Source organism: Paenibacillus sp. FSL W8-0439, assembly GCF_038008995.1.
Lineage (GTDB): Bacteria > Bacillota > Bacilli > Paenibacillales > Paenibacillaceae > Paenibacillus > Paenibacillus polymyxa.
The window spans coordinates 678,586-697,500 of record NZ_JBBPAK010000001.1 but is presented as its reverse complement, the minus strand read 5'-3'; the positions used below and the strand labels follow the sequence as shown (position 1 = coordinate 697,500).

The 18,915-nt window shown below is 42.5% G+C and carries 15 protein-coding genes and 2 pseudogenes (1 of these 17 only partly in view); 4 read left to right on the top strand and 13 right to left on the bottom strand.

Annotated features, from left to right (window positions below):
- The 5 genes from MKX36_RS03155 to MKX36_RS03135 all read right to left on the bottom strand — a co-directional run.
- Positions 1-327, bottom strand: partial view of an MFS transporter gene (locus MKX36_RS03155; RefSeq protein ID WP_330721496.1) — the 5' end (the start) only. It extends 957 nt beyond the left edge of the window; the window shows 327 of its 1,284 coding nt (coding positions 1-327); the start codon lies at positions 325-327; its stop codon lies beyond the left edge, outside the window.
- A 121-nt stretch (positions 328-448) separates the two neighbouring features.
- On the bottom strand, positions 449-1,114 hold the full coding sequence (locus tag MKX36_RS03150; RefSeq protein WP_016819577.1) for an ArsR/SmtB family transcription factor: 666 nt from the start codon (positions 1,112-1,114) through the stop codon (positions 449-451).
- 156 nt (positions 1,115-1,270) lie between these two features.
- Positions 1,271-3,613: a glycoside hydrolase family 2 TIM barrel-domain containing protein gene (locus MKX36_RS03145; protein WP_340864198.1), complete on the bottom strand. Its 2,343-nt coding sequence runs from the start codon at positions 3,611-3,613 to the stop codon at positions 1,271-1,273.
- A gap of 81 nt (positions 3,614-3,694) precedes the next feature.
- Positions 3,695-4,489: a Nif3-like dinuclear metal center hexameric protein gene (locus tag MKX36_RS03140; RefSeq protein ID WP_340864197.1), complete on the bottom strand. Its 795-nt coding sequence runs from the start codon at positions 4,487-4,489 to the stop codon at positions 3,695-3,697.
- A 126-nt stretch (positions 4,490-4,615) separates the two neighbouring features.
- Positions 4,616-5,179, bottom strand: coding sequence for a 5' nucleotidase, NT5C type (locus MKX36_RS03135; protein WP_257126645.1), 564 nt, complete (start codon positions 5,177-5,179; stop codon positions 4,616-4,618).
- A 498-nt stretch (positions 5,180-5,677) separates the two neighbouring features.
- Here MKX36_RS03135 and MKX36_RS03130 point away from each other — a divergent pair, with 498 nt between their 5' ends.
- Positions 5,678-6,661: a glycoside hydrolase family 5 protein gene (locus MKX36_RS03130; RefSeq protein WP_016819573.1), complete on the top strand. Its 984-nt coding sequence runs from the start codon at positions 5,678-5,680 to the stop codon at positions 6,659-6,661.
- 119 nt (positions 6,662-6,780) lie between these two features.
- On the opposite strand, the pseudogene MKX36_RS03125 reads toward MKX36_RS03130, so the two are convergent.
- Positions 6,781-9,137 (bottom strand): annotated as a pseudogene (locus MKX36_RS03125) (beta-galactosidase).
- 78 nt (positions 9,138-9,215) lie between these two features.
- Positions 9,216-10,502, bottom strand: a complete 1,287-nt coding sequence (locus MKX36_RS03120) for a cellulase-like family protein (protein WP_107734832.1) — start codon at positions 10,500-10,502, stop codon at positions 9,216-9,218.
- Between the two features lie 249 nt (positions 10,503-10,751).
- On the opposite strand from MKX36_RS03120, the gene MKX36_RS03115 reads away from it, so the two are divergent.
- Together MKX36_RS03115 and MKX36_RS03110 are read left to right on the top strand one after the other, a co-directional pair.
- Positions 10,752-11,633, top strand: coding sequence for an AraC family transcriptional regulator (locus MKX36_RS03115; RefSeq protein ID WP_025363947.1), 882 nt, complete (start codon positions 10,752-10,754; stop codon positions 11,631-11,633).
- 84 nt (positions 11,634-11,717) lie between these two features.
- The gene (locus tag MKX36_RS03110; protein ID WP_017427985.1) at positions 11,718-12,692 is read left to right on the top strand and encodes a bile acid:sodium symporter family protein; all 975 of its coding nucleotides are present in this window, start codon (positions 11,718-11,720) and stop codon (positions 12,690-12,692) included.
- Between the two features lie 70 nt (positions 12,693-12,762).
- Here MKX36_RS03110 and MKX36_RS03105 read toward each other — a convergent pair whose 3' ends face one another.
- The 4 genes from MKX36_RS03105 to MKX36_RS03090 form a co-directional block, all read right to left on the bottom strand.
- Positions 12,763-13,191 (bottom strand): MarR family winged helix-turn-helix transcriptional regulator, encoded by a 429-nt coding sequence (locus MKX36_RS03105; protein ID WP_025363945.1) that lies wholly within the window; start codon positions 13,189-13,191, stop codon positions 12,763-12,765.
- 132 nt (positions 13,192-13,323) lie between these two features.
- Positions 13,324-14,058, bottom strand: a complete 735-nt coding sequence (locus tag MKX36_RS03100; protein WP_107734824.1) for an SDR family NAD(P)-dependent oxidoreductase — start codon at positions 14,056-14,058, stop codon at positions 13,324-13,326.
- Positions 14,059-14,443: 385 nt separating this feature from the next.
- The gene (locus tag MKX36_RS03095; protein ID WP_019686059.1) at positions 14,444-14,953 is read right to left on the bottom strand and encodes a hypothetical protein; all 510 of its coding nucleotides are present in this window, start codon (positions 14,951-14,953) and stop codon (positions 14,444-14,446) included.
- A 654-nt stretch (positions 14,954-15,607) separates the two neighbouring features.
- Positions 15,608-16,618 carry a zinc-binding dehydrogenase gene (locus MKX36_RS03090; RefSeq protein ID WP_340864196.1) on the bottom strand — a complete coding sequence of 337 codons (1,011 nt, stop codon included), beginning with the start codon at positions 16,616-16,618 and terminating at the stop codon, positions 15,608-15,610.
- Between the two features lie 253 nt (positions 16,619-16,871).
- Between MKX36_RS03090 and MKX36_RS03085 the strand changes: the two genes are divergently transcribed.
- Positions 16,872-17,306 carry a MerR family transcriptional regulator gene (locus MKX36_RS03085; protein WP_113050819.1) on the top strand — a complete coding sequence of 145 codons (435 nt, stop codon included), beginning with the start codon at positions 16,872-16,874 and terminating at the stop codon, positions 17,304-17,306.
- Positions 17,307-17,345: 39 nt separating this feature from the next.
- On the opposite strand, the pseudogene MKX36_RS03080 reads toward MKX36_RS03085, so the two are convergent.
- Together MKX36_RS03080 and MKX36_RS03075 are read right to left on the bottom strand one after the other, a co-directional pair.
- Positions 17,346-17,842, bottom strand: a pseudogene (locus MKX36_RS03080) (aldo/keto reductase).
- Positions 17,843-17,929: 87 nt separating this feature from the next.
- The gene (locus MKX36_RS03075; protein ID WP_340864195.1) at positions 17,930-18,910 is read right to left on the bottom strand and encodes an aldo/keto reductase; all 981 of its coding nucleotides are present in this window, start codon (positions 18,908-18,910) and stop codon (positions 17,930-17,932) included.
- Between the last annotated feature and the right edge of the window lie 5 nt (positions 18,911-18,915).

Below are 18,915 nucleotides of genomic sequence, written 5' to 3'. Positions count from 1 at the left end.
CGCCCCAACTCCCCCTGCGATAAAACCAAGTCCCAATCCCATTCGTCGGCCGAATCTTTGGGAAAACCGACCGACGAGGAGTGCTGCAACCGCTGATCCAAGTGTAAATAGTGCTGTAGGAATCCCCGTGAACTTATCCGTACCCAGCATATCCTGCGCCAACAACGCACCAACGGTTACTCCGGCAGCCAGTCCAGCGCCTCCAAAAATTTGAGAGAAAATAACGGTGATAAGCGTACGACGATACAGTTTTCTTTGCTTATCTGAAGATTCCACATAGGAATTGATAAGCGCTTGCTTCTTCTGCGAAGCATTCGTCAAATTCATTAAGGCTAACATCCTCCCCTGATTCCCTACAGAACAGTTATCTATTTTTTCCATCAAAAAGCGACGGTCTTATCGGCCCACTCGACAAGCTACATTTGCAGAACGAAAAACATTCCAAGCTTCATGATCCTGTCACTTCGTTAAGAATAAAGTCGTTCCAATCGTGAACACTCTTATCCAAGTGTCTAGCTTTGAAGCCATGAGCTTGCAACAATTCAATAGCCCTAACCGCCATTAAGCAATACGGGCCTCTGCAATAAGCCACAATCTTCGAGTCGGCTGGCAACAGAGATAACTGCTCCGCTAATTCTTCAATTGGAACGGAAACAGCTCCCGGTATATGAGCAGTTTCATATTCATCTCGCGGCCGTACATCAAGAAGTGTGACCTCCCCTTTTTCCATCCGCATTGCCAATTCTTCCATTGTGACTCCTTCAACATCTGAGAATTGACCCAAAAATTGCTCTTTAATGTGTTGAACTTCAATTAACTGCTTTTCAGACAGGTCATACAATGAATTTAAAAAGTGCAAAACAGATGAGTCAGAAAGTTCATAATAGACAAAGTTTCCTTGCTTTTTGGATTGAACCAACTTAGCCTGATATAGAGTTTGTAGATGCTGAGAAACATTGGCAACGGACATCGAAGTCATTTTAGATAGAACTTCAACTGATTTGGGTCCTTGTATGAGAATATCAAGAATTTCCAACCTTTTCGGGCTGGACAAGCATTTTCCGATCCGTGCGTATTCGGTGAAAAGCCCATCTTTGAAATCTCGTTCGTTCACTATTAAACACCCCATTCACTAAACTATTCAATTAATTACTTTAATATTAATAACGAAATTATAAATCTTCCTTTTTTTCATGTCAATTCTGAAATATATTCAGTTTTCACGCAAAAAAAGCCAGCTGCAAGAGCTGGCAAAAATTCATTTTCTCCTTTATTCCACTTTCAAGCTGATTTCTCCCTGTAATTCCCCATCTGCTGAGGCTTGTAGCAACAGTTCACCAGCTACATCCCCGGATTGTACTATTACAAGACACCTTCCTCTGTGTGTTCGTCTTCCTTTTCCCTTGAAAGGTTCATCACTGGTGAGATCCCCATTGTCTATTCCAAGGATGCGGCCATCACCATGCAGCTCAAAGCTCAAATCAAAATCCCGGTGAGGTACAACGATCCCGTGTTGATCTATAACGGTTACTTCCACATGAGATATCTCATGCCCATCAGCAGGTAGAGTCGCCCGATCAGCCTCCATTTTTAGAGCATAAGGAAGCTCGGCGGTAGTCAGTTCATGTTCACAAACCTGCTGATTCCCATTGCGGCCTATAGCCCGAATTTTGCCTGGTGTATAGGGGAGCTCCCATAGGATTAAATGATTAGGGTAATCAGCCAACTTTCTCTCACCGTATGATTCCTCGTTCACGATCAATTCTACGCTCTCGCAGTTGGTAAAAGTAACCAACCGTATCAGTTTTCCTGCGTATTCTGGAAATGTCCAATGATCTTCCATAGCTGGCGATTTCCAGTGCATTGTCCATGTCGGATTATACTCCGATTTCATATGCTCATTAAATACGGCTATGTGCACAACTGGCTGATCAGACCAAAGACTTTGCTGGAGATAAGATACAGGTTTGCGAAACCCACACGTGTCAATCAGGCCGGAGGACCACCCTTTGGAGGGGTAGCTTGTTTCTCCCAAATAGTCGATTCCACTCCAAACAAATTGACCAATCACATAATCATGATTAGCGACATCAAACCAGGGATTCAGGGGCAAATAACCTTTAACCCGGTTATCTTTACCCCGATAATATGGGAACGTCTCTGTTCCAAGGATAAGCGTATCCGGCATGGCCGCTCTATAGTGCTCGTACCACTGCTCCTGATAGTTCAGCCCCAGTACATCCACTCGTTGGGCCAGCAGCTTGGTATGCTCCACCTTGGCCTCAATCGAACCATCACGCAAGCTGATCGGTGTATTATGCGGCTCAAGCGCGCAGGTAACAGGCCGGGTTGGATCTTTTTCATGGCAAAAGGCAACGAGCTGCTCCAACATGTTTAGCATGGACGGTTGACCTTGGTTCTCCACTTCATTACCAACGCTCCACATAAAAACACTAGGATGATTTCTGTCTCTAACAAGCATGGCCTCCAGATCCTTTGCCCACCATTCATCATATACATGCTCATAGGAAAGAGATTTCCATTTGTCAAAAGCCTCGTCCACCACCAAGAAACCCATATGGTCACATAAGTCTAATAATTCGGGCGCCATAGGATTATGCGCAAAACGGATTGAGTTGCAGCCCATTTCCTTCAGCTTCTCCAGCCTTCTCTTCATGGCTGTATCATGGTAAGCAGCCCCTAGGCAGCCTAAATCATGGTGAATGCACACTCCCTTCAGCTTCAAGCTGCTTCCATTTAGCAATAATCCTTTTTGAGAATCGAGGATCACTTCTCTTATGCCAAAAGGGATACGATAACGATCCACCTCAGTATTGTCGCAATAGATCGTCGTTTGGGCTTCATAGAGCACTGGGTTGTCCGGTGACCATAATTCTGGTTCTATAACTTTCGTTTTCTGCTCAATTTCCTCTGTTTCAAAGCCCGCAAGAGCTACTCGGTTTTCAATTTTTCCTTTTAGTTGTCCCTGTGAATCCAGTATTTCAGTCTTAATCGTACACTCTACGGCATGCTCATGGTGATTGCTGATCTTGATTCTGGCACTCACCTTGGCTTCATCTGGCGAAATTTCAGGTGTGGTAATAGTAGTTCCCCATTCGGTTACGTGAAGATAATCCGTATAAATCAGCCACACATTACGATAAATACCGGCCCCCGAATACCATCTGTCAGGCGGAAGAAGCGTATTGTCCACTTTGACGGCAATTACGTTATCCTCGTCCCACCGAATATATGGAGTCAAATCATATTGAAAGCTAACATACCCATAGGGCCGCTTGCCCACAAAATGCCCATTGAGCCAAACCTCACTATTACTGTGAATGCCATCGAATTGTATGTATACGCGCTGTTTTGGAGAGGAGGGCTTCACATTAAAATGCTTTCTGTACCACCCAACAGACCACCTGGGCAAATAAGCTTGATTGCCGCCATACAGCATATGTGGATCAAAGGACTTTTCAATACTCCAATCATGAGGGATAAGAAGGTCCTGCCAATGCCCATCGTTATAGTCTGTCTTCTCAGCGCCTGTGTAATTGCCTTCTATAAATTTCCAGCCCGTTCTGAACGGCATAATCACTCTGCTTCCCATTATCTTGCCTCCATTTCATAAAGTAGATGAACGGATATAAACAACAGTGCGGGATGATCATCAGCATAGGTATATTCTCTCTTACAATATTTCAAACACGGGGCGATCCTCAACAAAGTAGACGGGGAGCGTTGGAAATTGGACGGAAAGTGTTTCAGCAAGATACTTCATACCAGGTGCTTCACTTTCAGCATGTCCCAGCATGATAAGTGCCTTATTTTGACCTTGATAGACAGCGTCTTTCACATATTCTGGTGTTTCCCATTCGGGCCCTTCACCAGCAATGACCAGGTCCACATTTTCATGTAGAAATAAGGGTATCGCTAGTTCACCACCTCCCCTATATCCGACTAAGATTCCCACTCGTTCACATGGCATGAATACCTCGCCAGATACTCGTACATAACGAATCTGAAGTTTGGCTTTCATATATTCAGCGATCTCCTTAACTTCCATAGCCGGAATAGCCAAAATGGCGGAAGAAGGCTGCTGCTTCACAACGTAGGGGTGCCAGTTAAGCGCCTGAAGAAGTCCAACCATCACTCCATCCGGTTGATAACGATGTATGGTGTCATGAAAGCGATAAATGCCTACGCCTGAATCGGCGACCAGGCGAGATTTGCGCAAATAAACGGGATCATGTAGTAAACATTCCTGCATCCCGTGATGGCTATAATACATACCTTCATGCGTAATAATAAAATTCGCGCCAAGCGAAATAGCTTGTTCTATCACATATTGCGATGCACAGAAAGCGGTTACAATTCCTTGAATCTCAATATCCCTGAGTTCTGGGTTAAGCAGATCTACGGTCGTATTGGGTATGTCTATTCCCTTTGTCAGATGATTCACCATCTGCCCCATAGTCATGGTCATACACGTATCCCTCCCCATGAAAAATATGTATCAATTGTACCATTTTATTCTATTATGGGGTCTATTATTTCTAGCAAAATAGCCAGCTCCAAGTGAGCCAGCTGTTTTACGAATGCATCTATTTTTTTATTTCAGAACTCCCAAAATGGAGTCAATTCGTTCTTTTGCTCCTTGCCAAGATGCCATGACCGGGAACTCATATTGCTCTCTTGCCTTCATATTCCATGGATGAGGAATACAAAGCACTTGCTTCCCCTCCTGCAGTGCAGGCACTAAATTATGAGGACCATCATCAATCAGGAGATCATAGTTAATCAGATTCTTTCGTTTGCATGGGAAAAAGTTCTCAATCGGAATGAATGGCATATGCCTTTGAAGCCAATTCCATTTCTCCACGACGGTTTTTGGTTCTGCCGCTGTCACAATAATGACATCAAAAGCATTGCAAAGCTTCTCCATTTCTTCTACGACATACTCGTCATATAGCTCAAGTTCCTCAAACAAACCCGGTCGTCCATAAAATACATCATGTGTGCTTTGGGGATGACGTAGATGATCGGTGTTCCAATCTAACATTTCTTCATAACGAAGCGGATGAGTGGGAAATTCACTATTGTTATGGTATATAGCCCGTTTGACGAGATGACAGATCGTATCGTCCATATCGACTGCTATGATTGGTTTTTTCATCATCTTGCCCCTATCCATTCTGGTAAAAGTATTACGAGAATATCATACAATAATTTAATACCGGGGTGAAGCTTGGCATGAAGCTATACTATCGGTTCCTCACATAACTACTGATAGCTAACCAAACATATCGTTAGGTTGGTTTATATCCAACAAATCAATCATCAAAATAGTTAGGTTTTATTTTATTATTTTCAGCTAACTTACCCTACAGAAAAATCAAGTAAACATATCATACATAGAGAGAAAAGTTATAATAAAACCTTTATAAGTCACACCTCAATAAGAAACCTATATAGATATGATCTGAAAACAAAAATAAATTAAAAAAAATCAATTGAATAACAAAAACACAAATGGTAGAATAACGAAAAATAACTAATAACAAAAATGAAAGCGCTTCATAATGTGTTTAGCTTACTGCTATTTACATACTTGCCCCCCTACTCCACCTCTATATAGCAGGAAGTTGAATAATATATTTAGGGAGGAATAAAAGTGAAAACATTGTTAAGAAAAGCATTATTGTCTGGACTCGCTGGTCTGCTTATCATGATTGGTTTGGGGGGATTCTTCTCCAAGGCGCAAGCTGCTTCAGGTTTTTATGTAAGCGGTACCAAATTGTATGACTCTACAGGCAAGCCGTTCGTTATGAGAGGCGTCAATCATGCTCACACTTGGTACAAAAACGATCTTTATACTGCCATCCCAGCCATTGCCAAGACAGGTGCTAATACCGTTCGGATTGTCCTTTCTAACGGAACACAATACACCAAGGATGACATAAATTCCGTAAAAAATATTATCTCCCTAGTCACAAGTTATAAAATGATTCCTGTACTTGAGGTTCATGACGCTACGGGTAAAGACGACTATGCGTCTTTGGATGCGGCTGTGAATTACTGGATTAGCATAAAAGATGCCCTGATCGGCAAAGAAGATCGGGTTATCGTGAACATTGCGAACGAATGGTATGGCTCTTGGAATGGAGGCGGCTGGGCAGATGGGTATAAGCAAGCGATTCCCAAGCTGAGAAACGCAGGTATTAAAAATACGCTCATCGTCGATTGTGCTGGTTGGGGGCAATATCCTCAATCTATCAATGACTTCGGTAAGTCTGTATTTGCAGCTGATTCTTTGAAGAATACGGTATTCTCCATCCATATGTATGAGTTCGCTGGTAAAGATGTTCAAACTGTTCGAACCAATATTGATAACGTTCTGAATCAAGGACTCCCTCTGATTATTGGTGAATTTGGCGGTTACCACCAGGGAGCAGACGTCGACGAGACAGAAATCATGAGATACGGCCAATCCAAAGGCATAGGCTGGTTAGCTTGGTCCTGGTACGGTAATAGCTCCAACCTTTCTTATCTTGATCTTGTAACAGGACCTAACGGCAATCTGACCGATTGGGGCCGCACTGTGGTAGAAGGAACCAACGGTATCAAAGAAACATCGAAAAAAGCCGGTATCTACTAATAGCAATATAGGAAAATAAATGTAATAGACTCATGGTTGAACCACCATGAGCTATTACGTTTTTTTATACTTCGTACTAAAAGCACTCGCTGAGCGTCTCTGATCTTACACTTTCTGGGTTATACAGTGATTTTGATTTCATACACAGGCACTATGCTGACCACGCCAATGTTCGCGATTCGTTCCTCCGTTGTCTCTTTCCAGCCAGCCATGGTTGTATTGCTGTTTACAACCCTGCCCTTTCGAATTGGAGAAACATAAGCGTACATCCCTCGCTCGATGAGCCGATGTTCAAATGATTTTAAACCTATTTCCCAGGTCGTATGGTTGCAGAAATTATCGTGAATGAGTTCGCCATCAATAAATGCATAACCGATATCTCCCGTATAATTGATACGCAGCAGAGCCTCTTTGATCCCATCAAGGGCATTTGTTTCAAAATCAAGGACGAATTTATCATGATTCACCCTTTTCAGATGGAAGTGTATTTCTTTCTTTGGAACTCTTAACTGATACGTTGTAAATAATTCACTTTCTGTTGTTGCAAGCAACTCTCCACCGGATATGGATGTGATTGAGTCGTCAAAATCCGGGAATACACTGAGTGTTACAGTCTCCTGATCTGTTGATTCCAGTCTTATCTCTGCTCCAGATACAAGTAAATTGGCACTTGTCAGGATAACTCTGTCTCGACCTTGCAGGTTGACCTTCCAAAACTCCAAGCTTTGTTCATCAGTCATCGTATAGATGGCGACTTTTTGGCCACTTTCAGATACCAAACGGATGAGACTCTCTTCTTCTTCAGCAACCTGAATGATCGTATTCCCATCCAATTGTTCTATCAAACCTTTGTCGATTGTGGCACGGATGATATCTTTTGACTCCAATGCATACGTGCCTTTCATCCCGTCCGGTACAAAGAAAAAATAATATATTTCTCCATCCTCTTCTAGCCTTGTTATCAGCTGGGCTGTTGCATATTTGAGCTTTATTCCATCCAAATTGAGGTTAAAAGGCAAAATAGCGAAGCTATCCCGTCCTAATGTCAGTTCACCTTGACTAGGGATTACAATCGTTTCCTCAGGCAGCTCAATGCTTACATTGAAATTGCACAGGTCGTAATTTTCAACATGGTCCTGAAAATTATTTAGAAACAGGTACCCCGCCCCGGCACTGGAGCGAATCGCATATCGTAAGGTATCCACATCATAAGGGTCCATTGATGACGTGTCCTCTGGCAGAATAGTCTTCGTCAGAGAGAATTGCTTTTGAAACGTTGAAAGAAAATAATGCTGTAGCTTTGTTCTTCGGTATGACTCCCTTATTTGACCGAATTCTCCAATCATGGCATTGAAATCATAGGATATTTTAGGTGTAGCCATATCGTTTGTGAACGGGTTAACCTTACCTCGCGGATTGGAACCCCCATGATACATATAGTATCCGATCAGGTTACAGCCTTCTGCAACCTTCATGACAGTCATCGCTGGAACACTGCGATAGGGAAAGACAAACCGGTATTTATAAAACTGAACCATACCGCCACCCATTTCGCAGCAAGCGTACGGATAGTCTTCCGGGGCGTATAGGGGCTCAAAATTGTAGCTTTTCGGAATCTTGTTATTATGCTTGTCTCGGAAAATGTATTCCGGTGTCGCAGGATGCTCATCCTTCCCCTCCAACCGTCCCTCTTCATAATAGATCCACGGCCAGTAGGCATATCCGCCCCATAAGGGCAGCATATCAGGAACAGGCGTTGTCGCTCCTCCCCATCCTGTGCATGTATAGATCGGAGTATCAATCCCCGCTTCCAGAGCTATTTCTTTAAGTTTTAACATATGTGAATTACCGTCACTTCCAGAGTTTAACCACATATCATTAATTCCTACAGTCAATCCCCACTGGGCAGAGGAATGATGATGCTCGTTTTCGATTTGAGTGCCGATGATCGGCCCCCCCTCCTTATATAACAGCCCTCTAACCTGAATACCGATTTCGTTATACATTCTTCTCATATAAAACAAATATCCCTTATCATTAGAACGAACCTCAAATGGGCGGCCAAATAGCCAATCCGGTATACCGCCGTTTCGGATTTCGCCATGATTGAAGGGCCCGATTCGGATAATGACATAGAGCTGATATTTGCCACATAACTCAATAAAATAGCGGAGGTTTTTGTTCGCACTCCAATTAAAAATACCTTCGACTTCTTCATGTAAATTCCAAAAAACATAAGTAGCAATGATATTGACGCCACCCATTTTATTTTAATAATTTCGTCTTCCCAATAGCGTTCATCATAGCGTGCATAATGGAATTCAGCACAAATCCCGAAAAAAGGCTCTCCATCCTTCTCCATAAAATAGTTGGTGAAGCCGATTTGTTCTCCCTTTGGATTGATGCCGCCAAGTCTGAGTTGGCCTTTCACAATATGCTTATGATCATCTTGGACTGTAATTCGATAGTTTCTCATAAAGTTCACTCCCCTCAATCGTTCATATTGAATGACGCCAGCTATCTCAGAGATAATAGATTGTCTAGGAAGGAACCTCTAATCTGAATTTAGGATAAATTGGTTCCACTTGCGCTGCCAGGCTATATCATTCCAGAACGGATGATGCGGAGCACAGTTGGAGCAGAGGGTCATTCCCCAGAACCCCAGTGCCATTCCTTTTCGCAACACATATTCAGCTATATATTTACCGACCGGACCTTCTTCAAATTGGGCATGCAGGGGCGTATAGCCTACATAACCTTCTCCTATGACAATTGGAATACCGGAACGACGGGTCCACTCATGAATCTCCTCCAATCGGGAGTCGGCCTTCTGCAACATGGCCATTTTATGATCTCCGTACCGATCGTACAAAAATAAATCCCATTGATCCGGATCTACCCAGTCGTGTAAATAAATAAGCCTCATCCCAACGGGATTGCCCTCCATCCGCCATTTCTGCTCTGGGGGCAGGTCCCACTCTGCAAATGGAGGAGCATCTTCCCTCAATAGAGATTGGACAAATGGATTGGGGAATGGCGCCAACTCATCATCAAGCCCCGCCGTTTCCATCAGCTCATTCAGCACCCCTTTAATATAAAGATGAAAATGGGCCACCTGCATATTGCGCGCGACGTAAGCTTTGGGGTAGGCTTCATTTAACGTATAGCTGGCTGTCATCATAATATCTGGATGGCTTTGGCGAAGATATTCAATCGCTTCTTCTACGTAGGGCTGCATTGCTTCAATAAGCGCTGGTATGTTTGTTTCCGCTATGCCTTCAGACGTTCCGACAGCGTTTAACTGCCCAAACTCCACTTCGTTATGTAACTCTGTATAGATAATCTGATCCCTATAGCCTGCTGCTGTAACAAAACGAATCAACTGATCCATTGATTTTGCAATCGTCATGAATCTTTCCTTAGGTGGGATCGCAGCTAATTCATCTCTAAGCTCAGCATGGGCCAGGAAGGTCGGACTCTGCTGATATTCCCAAGAGGATAATATAATGTAACAATTATGAGCCTTTGCCTGTCTAAACAGTTCGAGCAAATGAGCATGCCCATCCAGCACTGCACCGCCGCGACAGTTATACCAGCGCGTACGCTGGCCCACTTTTCCCAGACTCGCAAACTCCAATGGACCTGGGCGTTTGCCATCCACCGTAAACAACATAAAGGGCATAGCGCATATTCGGATCGTATTGTATCCTCTTTCGACCGCTTCCTGAAAACGAGCTGCCAGGTCGCTGTAGGGCTCCCTCTCCTGTGTCATGGTATACCAAGAGAAGTCCCACATCGTGATCGTCAATTTACGCGGTACATTTCTCATCAGATTACTCATGTGATTTCCCTCCCAGCTCCAGTCCATAGGGTTCAATGCTCCTTAATCTACAAGCCTTCCGCAGCCCTTCTACAGCCTGTTCACTCTGACCGGTTACCTTCATTTTCAATTCATCACTCCCTCATAATCGCTCTTATATCAAAGCTTACAAGTAAGCGGTATCACAGACAATTGACAATCCACTGTTTATGATGGACTATATACGTATTTCATCATTAGAGCCGCCTACGGCTGGGAGATAAATAGATTATGACTAAGAAAGCCGATGATTTTGAACGTAAAAAGGTATATGTCCTCCCTCCCTATATGCTGAGAAAATTAAAAATGAATCCGCTTACGAAAGATTTATATATTACGGATATAGGCTGCTTTAGCCATGCCCGTCATCATTTTCGTGAAAGAACAAATGGCTGCGACTCTCATATATTCATTTACTGTGCGAGTGGAAAGGGCTGGATACGAACCAAGGATAACCAAACCATTGTCCTGAAAGAGCGAAGCTTTGCGTACATTCCTAGGGACATGCCACATGCTTATGGGGCTGACGATGAAGATCCATGGACAATTTACTGGTTTCATCTTAAAGGGGATCAAATGGATGATTTTATGGATTTGTTTGAGCCGTTTAAAATGTATATTTCGCTGGCTGCCAGTGATGAAATCAAACTGCTGGAGCTATTTCATCAGTGTTGCGCCCTTTTACTGAACAAATCATACTCCATGATACATTTAGTTCAAGTGTCGCAAACCATCCGCTATCTGCTGAGTTTTGTTGTATCCGTTGCAGCTCGCAAGGAAGACAGCACGTACCAGAGCCATGTCGATAAGGCCATACGTTATATGGGCGAACAATTGGAATCCACCGTTTCGCTTGATGAGCTTAGCCAGCATGTTCAGGTATCCAAGCAGCATTTAAACCTAATATTCAAGCAATCAACCGGGTATTCCCCTGTCGATTACTATTTAAGAATGAAAATTCAAAGAGCCAGTCAGCTTTTGGATTTAACGAATGCTTCTATTAAAGAAATTAGCATACAACTCGGTTTTAGGGACCCTTATTACTTCTCCAGGCTATTCAAAAAAATAATGGGCTGCTCTCCTCTGGCGTACCGAAATAATTTAAAGGGCTGATCCATAGATGATCTTCCCCCTACACGGATCATTTACGGATCAAGGGGCAAGGTCTATACTTAAGTACAAAAAAGGAAGTTTTGTATGCTCCTAACGTTGAATCGTAGACTCAATTCAGCTATGCCGCTAATCACACCCATCAGCATTCTAATCGGCGTCCTGATCGGTACGCCGTTGTCCCAATATACCGAGTTTTCTCCCTGGCTATTTGCCTTCATGACCTTCGCGGGCAGCATCAGCATGGGGTTCAAGGATTTTATCCATGTAATCAAGCATCCCGGTCCGCTGATCGCCTGTCTGTTTATTCTTCACCTAGCCATGCCGCTGCTCGCCATGATGCTTGGGCATCTGGCTTTCAGTGACGATCCTTATACGATTACTGGACTGATTCTTGGTGCAGCTATCCCTACTGGCATTTCCAGCTTCGTCTGGGTTAATATCTACAAAGGCAATACAGCCCTTACATTGGCGATCATTCTAATCGATACAATTTTGGCACCGTTCGCTGTGCCCGGCATTATGTCCCTGCTGATCGGAGCGAATGTCCAGCTCGACACCTGGGCAATGATGCAAAGCCTGTTCTGGATGATTGTCGTTCCTTCATTAATTGGCATGGTGCTGAACGAATGGACCAAAGGAAAGATTAAGCAGGTATGGGGACCTCGGCTGGGCCCGTTCTCCAAGCTAGCTATGGCTCTGGTCGTCATGATTAACGGATCTGTCATCGCGCCTTATCTGGTTGATTTTAATCTCAAGCTTGTCGGAGTATGCCTCTCCATCATTATCCTTGCCTCCACTGGATATGCGATTGGGTATCTCATATCATGGCTGATGCGGTGGAATAATGCAGACCGTACGGCGCTTGTCTTTAACGGCGGCATGCGCAATATTAGCGCGGGGGCCGTGCTTGCTATCACCTACTTCCCGGCTCCCGTAGCACTGCCCGTTGTACTCGGAATGATTTTTCAGCAATCCACAGCATCTCTGGTCGGATTTCTGCTGAGCCGCCGCGACCGCGCCAACGCTAAGAATAAGCGCAGTACGCTCTCTGCTTCCTAAAGTCGGAGCGGTTACAATTATTAATAAAAAGAAGCCGCCAACATGGCGGCTTTTTTTATGATTACCTGTATCAATCCTCACTCATGACCTTATTTAGTTTTTCATAAACAGACAACAAGGCCTCTCTTTCTTCTTCAGTTAGGTTTTCAAATAGTTCTCTTCTAAGCTGTCGTCCGTCTTCCTGCGCTTTATTTAGCATTCCGACACCAGCGTCAGTTATTTGCAGGTACACAATCCGCCGGTCCTCCTCATCCGCCACTCGTACAGCCAACTCCTTTTTTACAAGCTTTCCAGATAGATGGGTTAATGTCGGAGGAGTTAGCCCCAATAACCTGGCCAGATCAGAAGGGCGGCACTTTCCGTAACTATTTAAGTACGAAAGAATAAGGATATGTGATACCCCTAGATTCTCATTAAACATTTTATTCCACTTAATTAATAGGTTATTGGTAACCTGGTCCATAGCATGAATCAGCGTAAATATATTTTGTTCTTTCATTAATACTCTTTAACCTGCTTTCTCAAATGAAGTAATAGCCCCCTATATTGTATAGGGGGCTTGTATAAAAGTCATTCTTTACTGAAAGAAGGTCAGGCATATACCCATTCCCCTGTAAAGTGAATTCTAATTTTATTGAGCAGAAAAACCGCCATCAATAACAAGCTCCGATCCCGTAATGTATGAAGACTCGTCAGAAGCCAAAAACAAAGCAGCGTTAGCTACATCATCAGGTCGACCAAGTCGCTGCAATGGAGTCGCTTGAATTAAGTGGGTAAGCATTTCTTTAGATGTGCTAAGGGCTTCAGTCATTGGTGTCTCAATAATGCCCGGAAAAAGCGTATTTACACGGACCCCAAACCGGCCGAACGTTGTTGCCGCAGCCTTCGACAAAGCACGTACAGCACCTTTTGAAGCGGAATAATGATTAAATCCCTGACCGATTTGAGCGGTGTAAGAAGAAATATTAATAATAGCGCCGCTCTTTTGGGCAGCCATATACGGGGCTACATGCTTAATACCTGCAAACGGTCCATACCCGTTAATCGACATTAATTTATACCAGTCATTTAGGTCGATATCCTGATATCCTTTCTCAGAAGTTATTCCTGCATTGTTAACCAAAATGTCAATTTTACCGAATTTATTGTTCACTTCTGCGGAAAGAGCCTTCCAATCCTCGTCAGAAGAAACATCCAGTTTCATTCCGTACACATTCGTTTTCTTACTAGCCCGTTCAAGAGCTTGAACATTGATGTCTGCAGCAATAACTACAGCTCCCTCCTCACTGAAGAGGTCGACCATCCGTTCTCCTATCCCTGATCCTCCGCCTGTGATTATAGCAATTTTACCTACCAGTCTATTCATGTTGATATCTCCTTTTATCATTATCAATTTACTCAAAATTTATATATTTAGACATCTTATTTAGATATCTAAATATTAGATGTCTAAATTATATTCCTTTTATACTCAACATACAACTGCTGCTTTATCCCAGCCATATGGTTAGTTGCTATGTAGAAAGAAGTAATATTATCGCTCTCGAATAATAAAAAGCACCGGAGATTTCTCCGGTGCTCAGAGTATCGAGAAACTTTCTCGACAGCTTTTTTTATGTGTTTATATTCTTGTGTTCAGTGATCTTTTCAATTATATTATTTCGATTTTAAAACACTGTCCAATATTAGGAATCTAAAATATTATTTCTGAGTAGAGCGAAGCTTAGCCTTATATACTTAATTTTTTCCGATTAGAAGTTTGTTTTTTTCCAGTCAGTCTCACATTTTTTTTCGTATGTTATAAAACCTTCAGTCGAAAACCTTTTCTCAAGCGCCCTACTAGCCTCATATTTACTACAATCCTTTTCCACATAAATTTCATCTTGTGAAAATAATATAAATATAGAACTAGATACATCGTTATTCGCCAAATAGAAACCCAATAATTCGTTGTATTGAGTACTAAAAAACAAACCTATATATTCTACTCTGAGTTTAATATTCTCTTTAGATTCAATCAATCCTTCATAACTTGCAAATAAATTAAAATCATCCAAATCGTAAATTCTATTCACTGAGATCAACGGATTCATGCCTCTTATATATAAGCCTATAACATTACCATCACCTTTCTCAAGGAAAAGGACATGGTCTAATCTCTCATTATCATCTTCATCATGTAAATAAATAATATTTGAGATTTCTTTTTGCTCGAAAAAATAATCAAACTTTTTTGTAAACGATATTATATAGTTATTCATAGTCGTCCTCACTCTCTAGTCAAATCTAATTCTGATTTTAACTTACTTGATAAACGATCTCCTTTTTTATTTAAGAAAGTCAATATCTCGTTTGTTTGTCGATTAACTAAAACAACTGCATCCCCCTTAACAAAAGCGTCTACAGACTCGATTGTTTCCACTACTAGATTAGGAAAGTTACGTATTTTCCCCCATGTCGCTTCTACACTCTCATTGGCAGAGTTTTTTTATTTCATTGAACACAATTCCGCTTAGTCTCATCCAGGTCTTTCATAAAAGAAAGGGACTTTCCCTATACGGTTCATACTCTTTTTTAGAGCAAAACATGTGCTTTGTTTAGAAGTCGTTGAGGACGCGGCTTATTATAGTACCAAAACCGCGTTTTTTTGAGGTAGCAGCTAAAACAGCACGGGATCGATTACAATGTTATCCTGATAGTCATGTTCAAATCATTAAGTCCACTGAAGCTTACAATATTGTGGCTCAAGGAGCCGGTTGTATGGTGTTGGATTATTTCTTGTCAACGCCTGAGATGAGAACTTGAATCATCAAACAAAAAAGACGAGCCTATCGACTCATCTTTGGAAGTGACTGCTTATTTACGTACGACGTCATAGCCCTTATTCTTCAGAAATTGGTGACTCCATGCTCTCGTTAATCTTGTGGAATGGTCAAAACGATTTTCCCGAAATTTTCTCCCTTTTCCATTCTGAACAGTGCCTCGGTCACTTCCTCCAGCGGATAAATCTCGTCCAAAACAGGATCAATCTTGTGTTCTTCTATGAGTTTGACCATATCAGCAAAATCTTGCTGGCTTCCCATCGTTGAGCCTAACACCGAGATTTCTTTCACATACATATTGGGTAGAAGCAGATTCGGAATCGGACCTCTCGTCGCCCCGAAGCTGACGATTCGACTTCCGATTTTGCCAAGTGACAGCAGTTTATTGAACACCTCGCCGCCAATACTGTCGACGGATAGATCAATGCCGCCAGTTAGTTTCTCCAATTTCTCCACCCAATCATCTGCTGTGTAGTTGACACCTCCGGTTGCACCCAATGTTTTTGCTTTTTCGATCTTTTCTTCTTTGCTGGATGTCACGTAAACCTCAGCTCCGATTGCGGCTGCAAACTGAACGAGATAGGTAGCTACACCTCCACCAACGCCGGGGATCAGAACGGTTTCGCCTTTCTTTACCTTGCCTTTCGTCACGAGAGCACGGTAGGCGGTCAAACCGGCGAGTGGGAGCGCTGCTGCTGCTTCCCAAGATAAATGGGACGGCTTTGAATAGACACTTTCCGCTGGTACCTTTACATATTGGGCATACGTTCCGTTAGTAGGAACGCCGAGAATTGTGAATTCAGCCCTTTTTTTGTTCATATCGTTGCCCCAGTTCAAACCTGGATTGATGATCACTTCATCACCAATTGAGACATCGTAAACCTCATCTCCAACCGCAACAATTTCCCCTGCGCCGTCAGAGCCGGGAATAGCAGGTACCTTGGTCCCCGGATATCGGCCTTGTATGACTAGCAAATCCCGGCGATTAAGAGCTGCTGCTTTTAATCGCACGACAACCTCTTTCGAACCAGGTATAGGCGTTTCTACATCTTCCAGCTTCAGTTGGTTGAGTCCGCCAAATTCTCTTAACATCATTGCTTTCATATAATTTTACTCATCCCTTTTACCCTCGGCTTTTGTCATTCGTTTTTAAATATCAAATCATCTTAGCCCCAAACAATTAAAATCATACAACCTTCGAGTAACACGAAGTCAACAATGTTAAAAAGTTTTGTTCTGTATTCGGAATTTACAATTGTCGAAGCTTAAAGTATTATTTAAACCATCACCTTCGAGTAACACGAAGGAAATAATAATTTAAATAGCTTCATTCAACATGAAATTGGGGAGGGGTAGCATGTATACTGTGAAAGAAGTTGCAGAACTACTTGACTTAACTGTACACACCATTCGCTTCTATACAGATAAAGGATTAGTTCCAGGTTTACAGCGTGATAAAAACAATAACCGTATTTTTAATGACGATTCCATACACTGGCTTACAGGTGCAAAAAACTTAAAAAAGTGTGGTATGTCCGTCGAAGACATCAAAAAATATGTAGACCTATGTTTGGAAGGCGATGCAACCATTGAGGAACGCTATGAAATAATACGCAAGCAAAAAGAAGCGGTTCTAGCTCAATTAGAAGAAGTAAAATTTATGGCAGAATTTATTACCAACAAAGAAGAGCACTACCGTGACATTATAAATCAAGTGATCTCGGATGATACCAATCCTGCCTATTGGTCAAAAGAAACGCCGATCACATCCTGCCCATTGAAGACTTGTTAGGAGGTTTTTGCGTCGACTTTTTGTAATAGAATGATAGCATCAAATCTCAAATCGGGTCGTACCAAGCGCTTTTACGATTTCCGGATCATTGTGTGAGAAGAAGCTGCTTTGTTTCATATCTAATGCAGCAATTGTCTCCATATCCTCTATGCTTAAATCAAAGTCAAAGATATTGAAGTTTTCAATAATTCTTTATGGACGGACTTTGGAACTACGACGACTTCTCTTTGTGTTAACCAGCGTAAAATCACCTGAGCCACGGATTTTTGATACTTTTCAGCCAGTGACACCAACACTCCATTATGGAACATATTAGACTCAATCTGTACATTGTATTCCTTCATAAGTGTGGCACCTTTAGATAGCTCTGCCAACTGCTTCTTCGTTTTGATAAGCCGCAGCGGTATCGATTAGACGATAGCCTGCCATAAGAGCGCATAAACGCTTTGTTCGCATTCATTCACATCTTTAATCTGATATACCCCAAAACCAATGATAGGCATTTCAACACCATTGTTCAGTATTACTTTTTGCATATAAACCTCCCGGAAAGTAGTTTTTCATCATTTCTATCAGGTATTTAAATTTTGCTATCCGAAACAGCAATTTTCAGTCTATGTCAGTTAATTAAAACCAACAATAGAGTGCGGCACATACGGCTCTTCCAGGAATGCTACTTCTTCCGTTGTTAATTTCACAGTAAGTGCAGCTACAGCCTCTTTAAGATGAGATATTTTTGTAGCACCGATAATAGGAGCAGTTACCGGTGCTTTTTGCAACAACCAGGCAAGTGCAATATGTACGCAGGGAACACCATGTTTTTCTGCAATGTTCGCAACCCTCTCCACAATCCATCGGTCGGCATTTGCTGTTGCATCATATTTTGATTTTTGAATATCATCGGTTTCAGATCGATAGGTTGTTTCCTCCGGCTCACGGGTCAATCTTCCCGATGCAAGCGGGCTGTATGGAATTACACCGATTTTTTCTTCCCTGCACAATGGAAGCATTTCTCTCTCCTCTTCACGGTAAATGAGATTCAAGTGATTCTGCATGGATACAAACCGAGTCCATCCATTTTTCTCGGCAACATGCAAAGCCTTCTGAAATTGCCAAGCATACATAGCGGATGCCCCAATGTATCTGGCCTTTCCTGCCTTCACTACATCGTGCAAGGCTTCCATCGTTTCCTCAATAGGCGTATTGTGATCCCAACGGTGAATTTGATACAGGTCTACATAATCAGTACCTAGCCGTTTCAGACTTTTATCGATCTCGCTCATGATAGCCTTGCGAGAAAGACCGGCACCATTAGGTCCTTGATGCATACGTCCATGAACTTTCGTTGCGATTACAATTTCATCCCGGCTGGCATAATCCTTAAGCGCGCGTCCCAAAATTTCTTCGCTTGCTCCAAGAGAGTATACATTAGCCGTATCAAAAAAATTGATGCCAAGCTCAAGCGCTTTTTTAATAACCGGGCGACTACTCTCTTCATCAAGTACCCATTGATGAATCCAACGTTTCGCATCGCCAAACCCCATACAGCCGAGACAAAGCCGTGACACATCCAAACCGGTATTTCCAAGCTTCACAAATTCCATTGAAT

Bases quoted from the DNA above. Each gene is read 5' to 3' on its own strand.
- MKX36_RS03145 (WP_340864198.1), bottom strand. From the start codon at position 3,613: ATGGGAAGCAGAGTGATTATGCCGTTCAGAACGGGCTGGAAATTTATA.
- MKX36_RS03140 (WP_340864197.1), bottom strand. From the start codon at position 4,489: ATGACCATGACTATGGGGCAGATGGTGAATCATCTGACAAAGGGAATA.
- MKX36_RS03135 (WP_257126645.1), bottom strand. From the start codon at position 5,179: ATGAAAAAACCAATCATAGCAGTCGATATGGACGATACGATCTGTCAT.
- MKX36_RS03120 (WP_107734832.1), bottom strand. From the start codon at position 10,502: ATGAGTAATCTGATGAGAAATGTACCGCGTAAATTGACGATCACGATG.
- MKX36_RS03115 (WP_025363947.1), top strand. From the start codon at position 10,752: ATGACTAAGAAAGCCGATGATTTTGAACGTAAAAAGGTATATGTCCTC.
- MKX36_RS03110 (WP_017427985.1), top strand. From the start codon at position 11,718: ATGCTCCTAACGTTGAATCGTAGACTCAATTCAGCTATGCCGCTAATC.
- MKX36_RS03105 (WP_025363945.1), bottom strand. From the start codon at position 13,191: ATGAAAGAACAAAATATATTTACGCTGATTCATGCTATGGACCAGGTT.
- MKX36_RS03100 (WP_107734824.1), bottom strand. From the start codon at position 14,058: ATGAATAGACTGGTAGGTAAAATTGCTATAATCACAGGCGGAGGATCA.
- MKX36_RS03095 (WP_019686059.1), bottom strand. From the start codon at position 14,953: ATGAATAACTATATAATATCGTTTACAAAAAAGTTTGATTATTTTTTC.
- MKX36_RS03090 (WP_340864196.1), bottom strand. From the start codon at position 16,618: ATGAAAGCAATGATGTTAAGAGAATTTGGCGGACTCAACCAACTGAAG.
- MKX36_RS03085 (WP_113050819.1), top strand. From the start codon at position 16,872: ATGTATACTGTGAAAGAAGTTGCAGAACTACTTGACTTAACTGTACAC.
- MKX36_RS03075 (WP_340864195.1), bottom strand. From the start codon at position 18,910: ATGGAATTTGTGAAGCTTGGAAATACCGGTTTGGATGTGTCACGGCTT.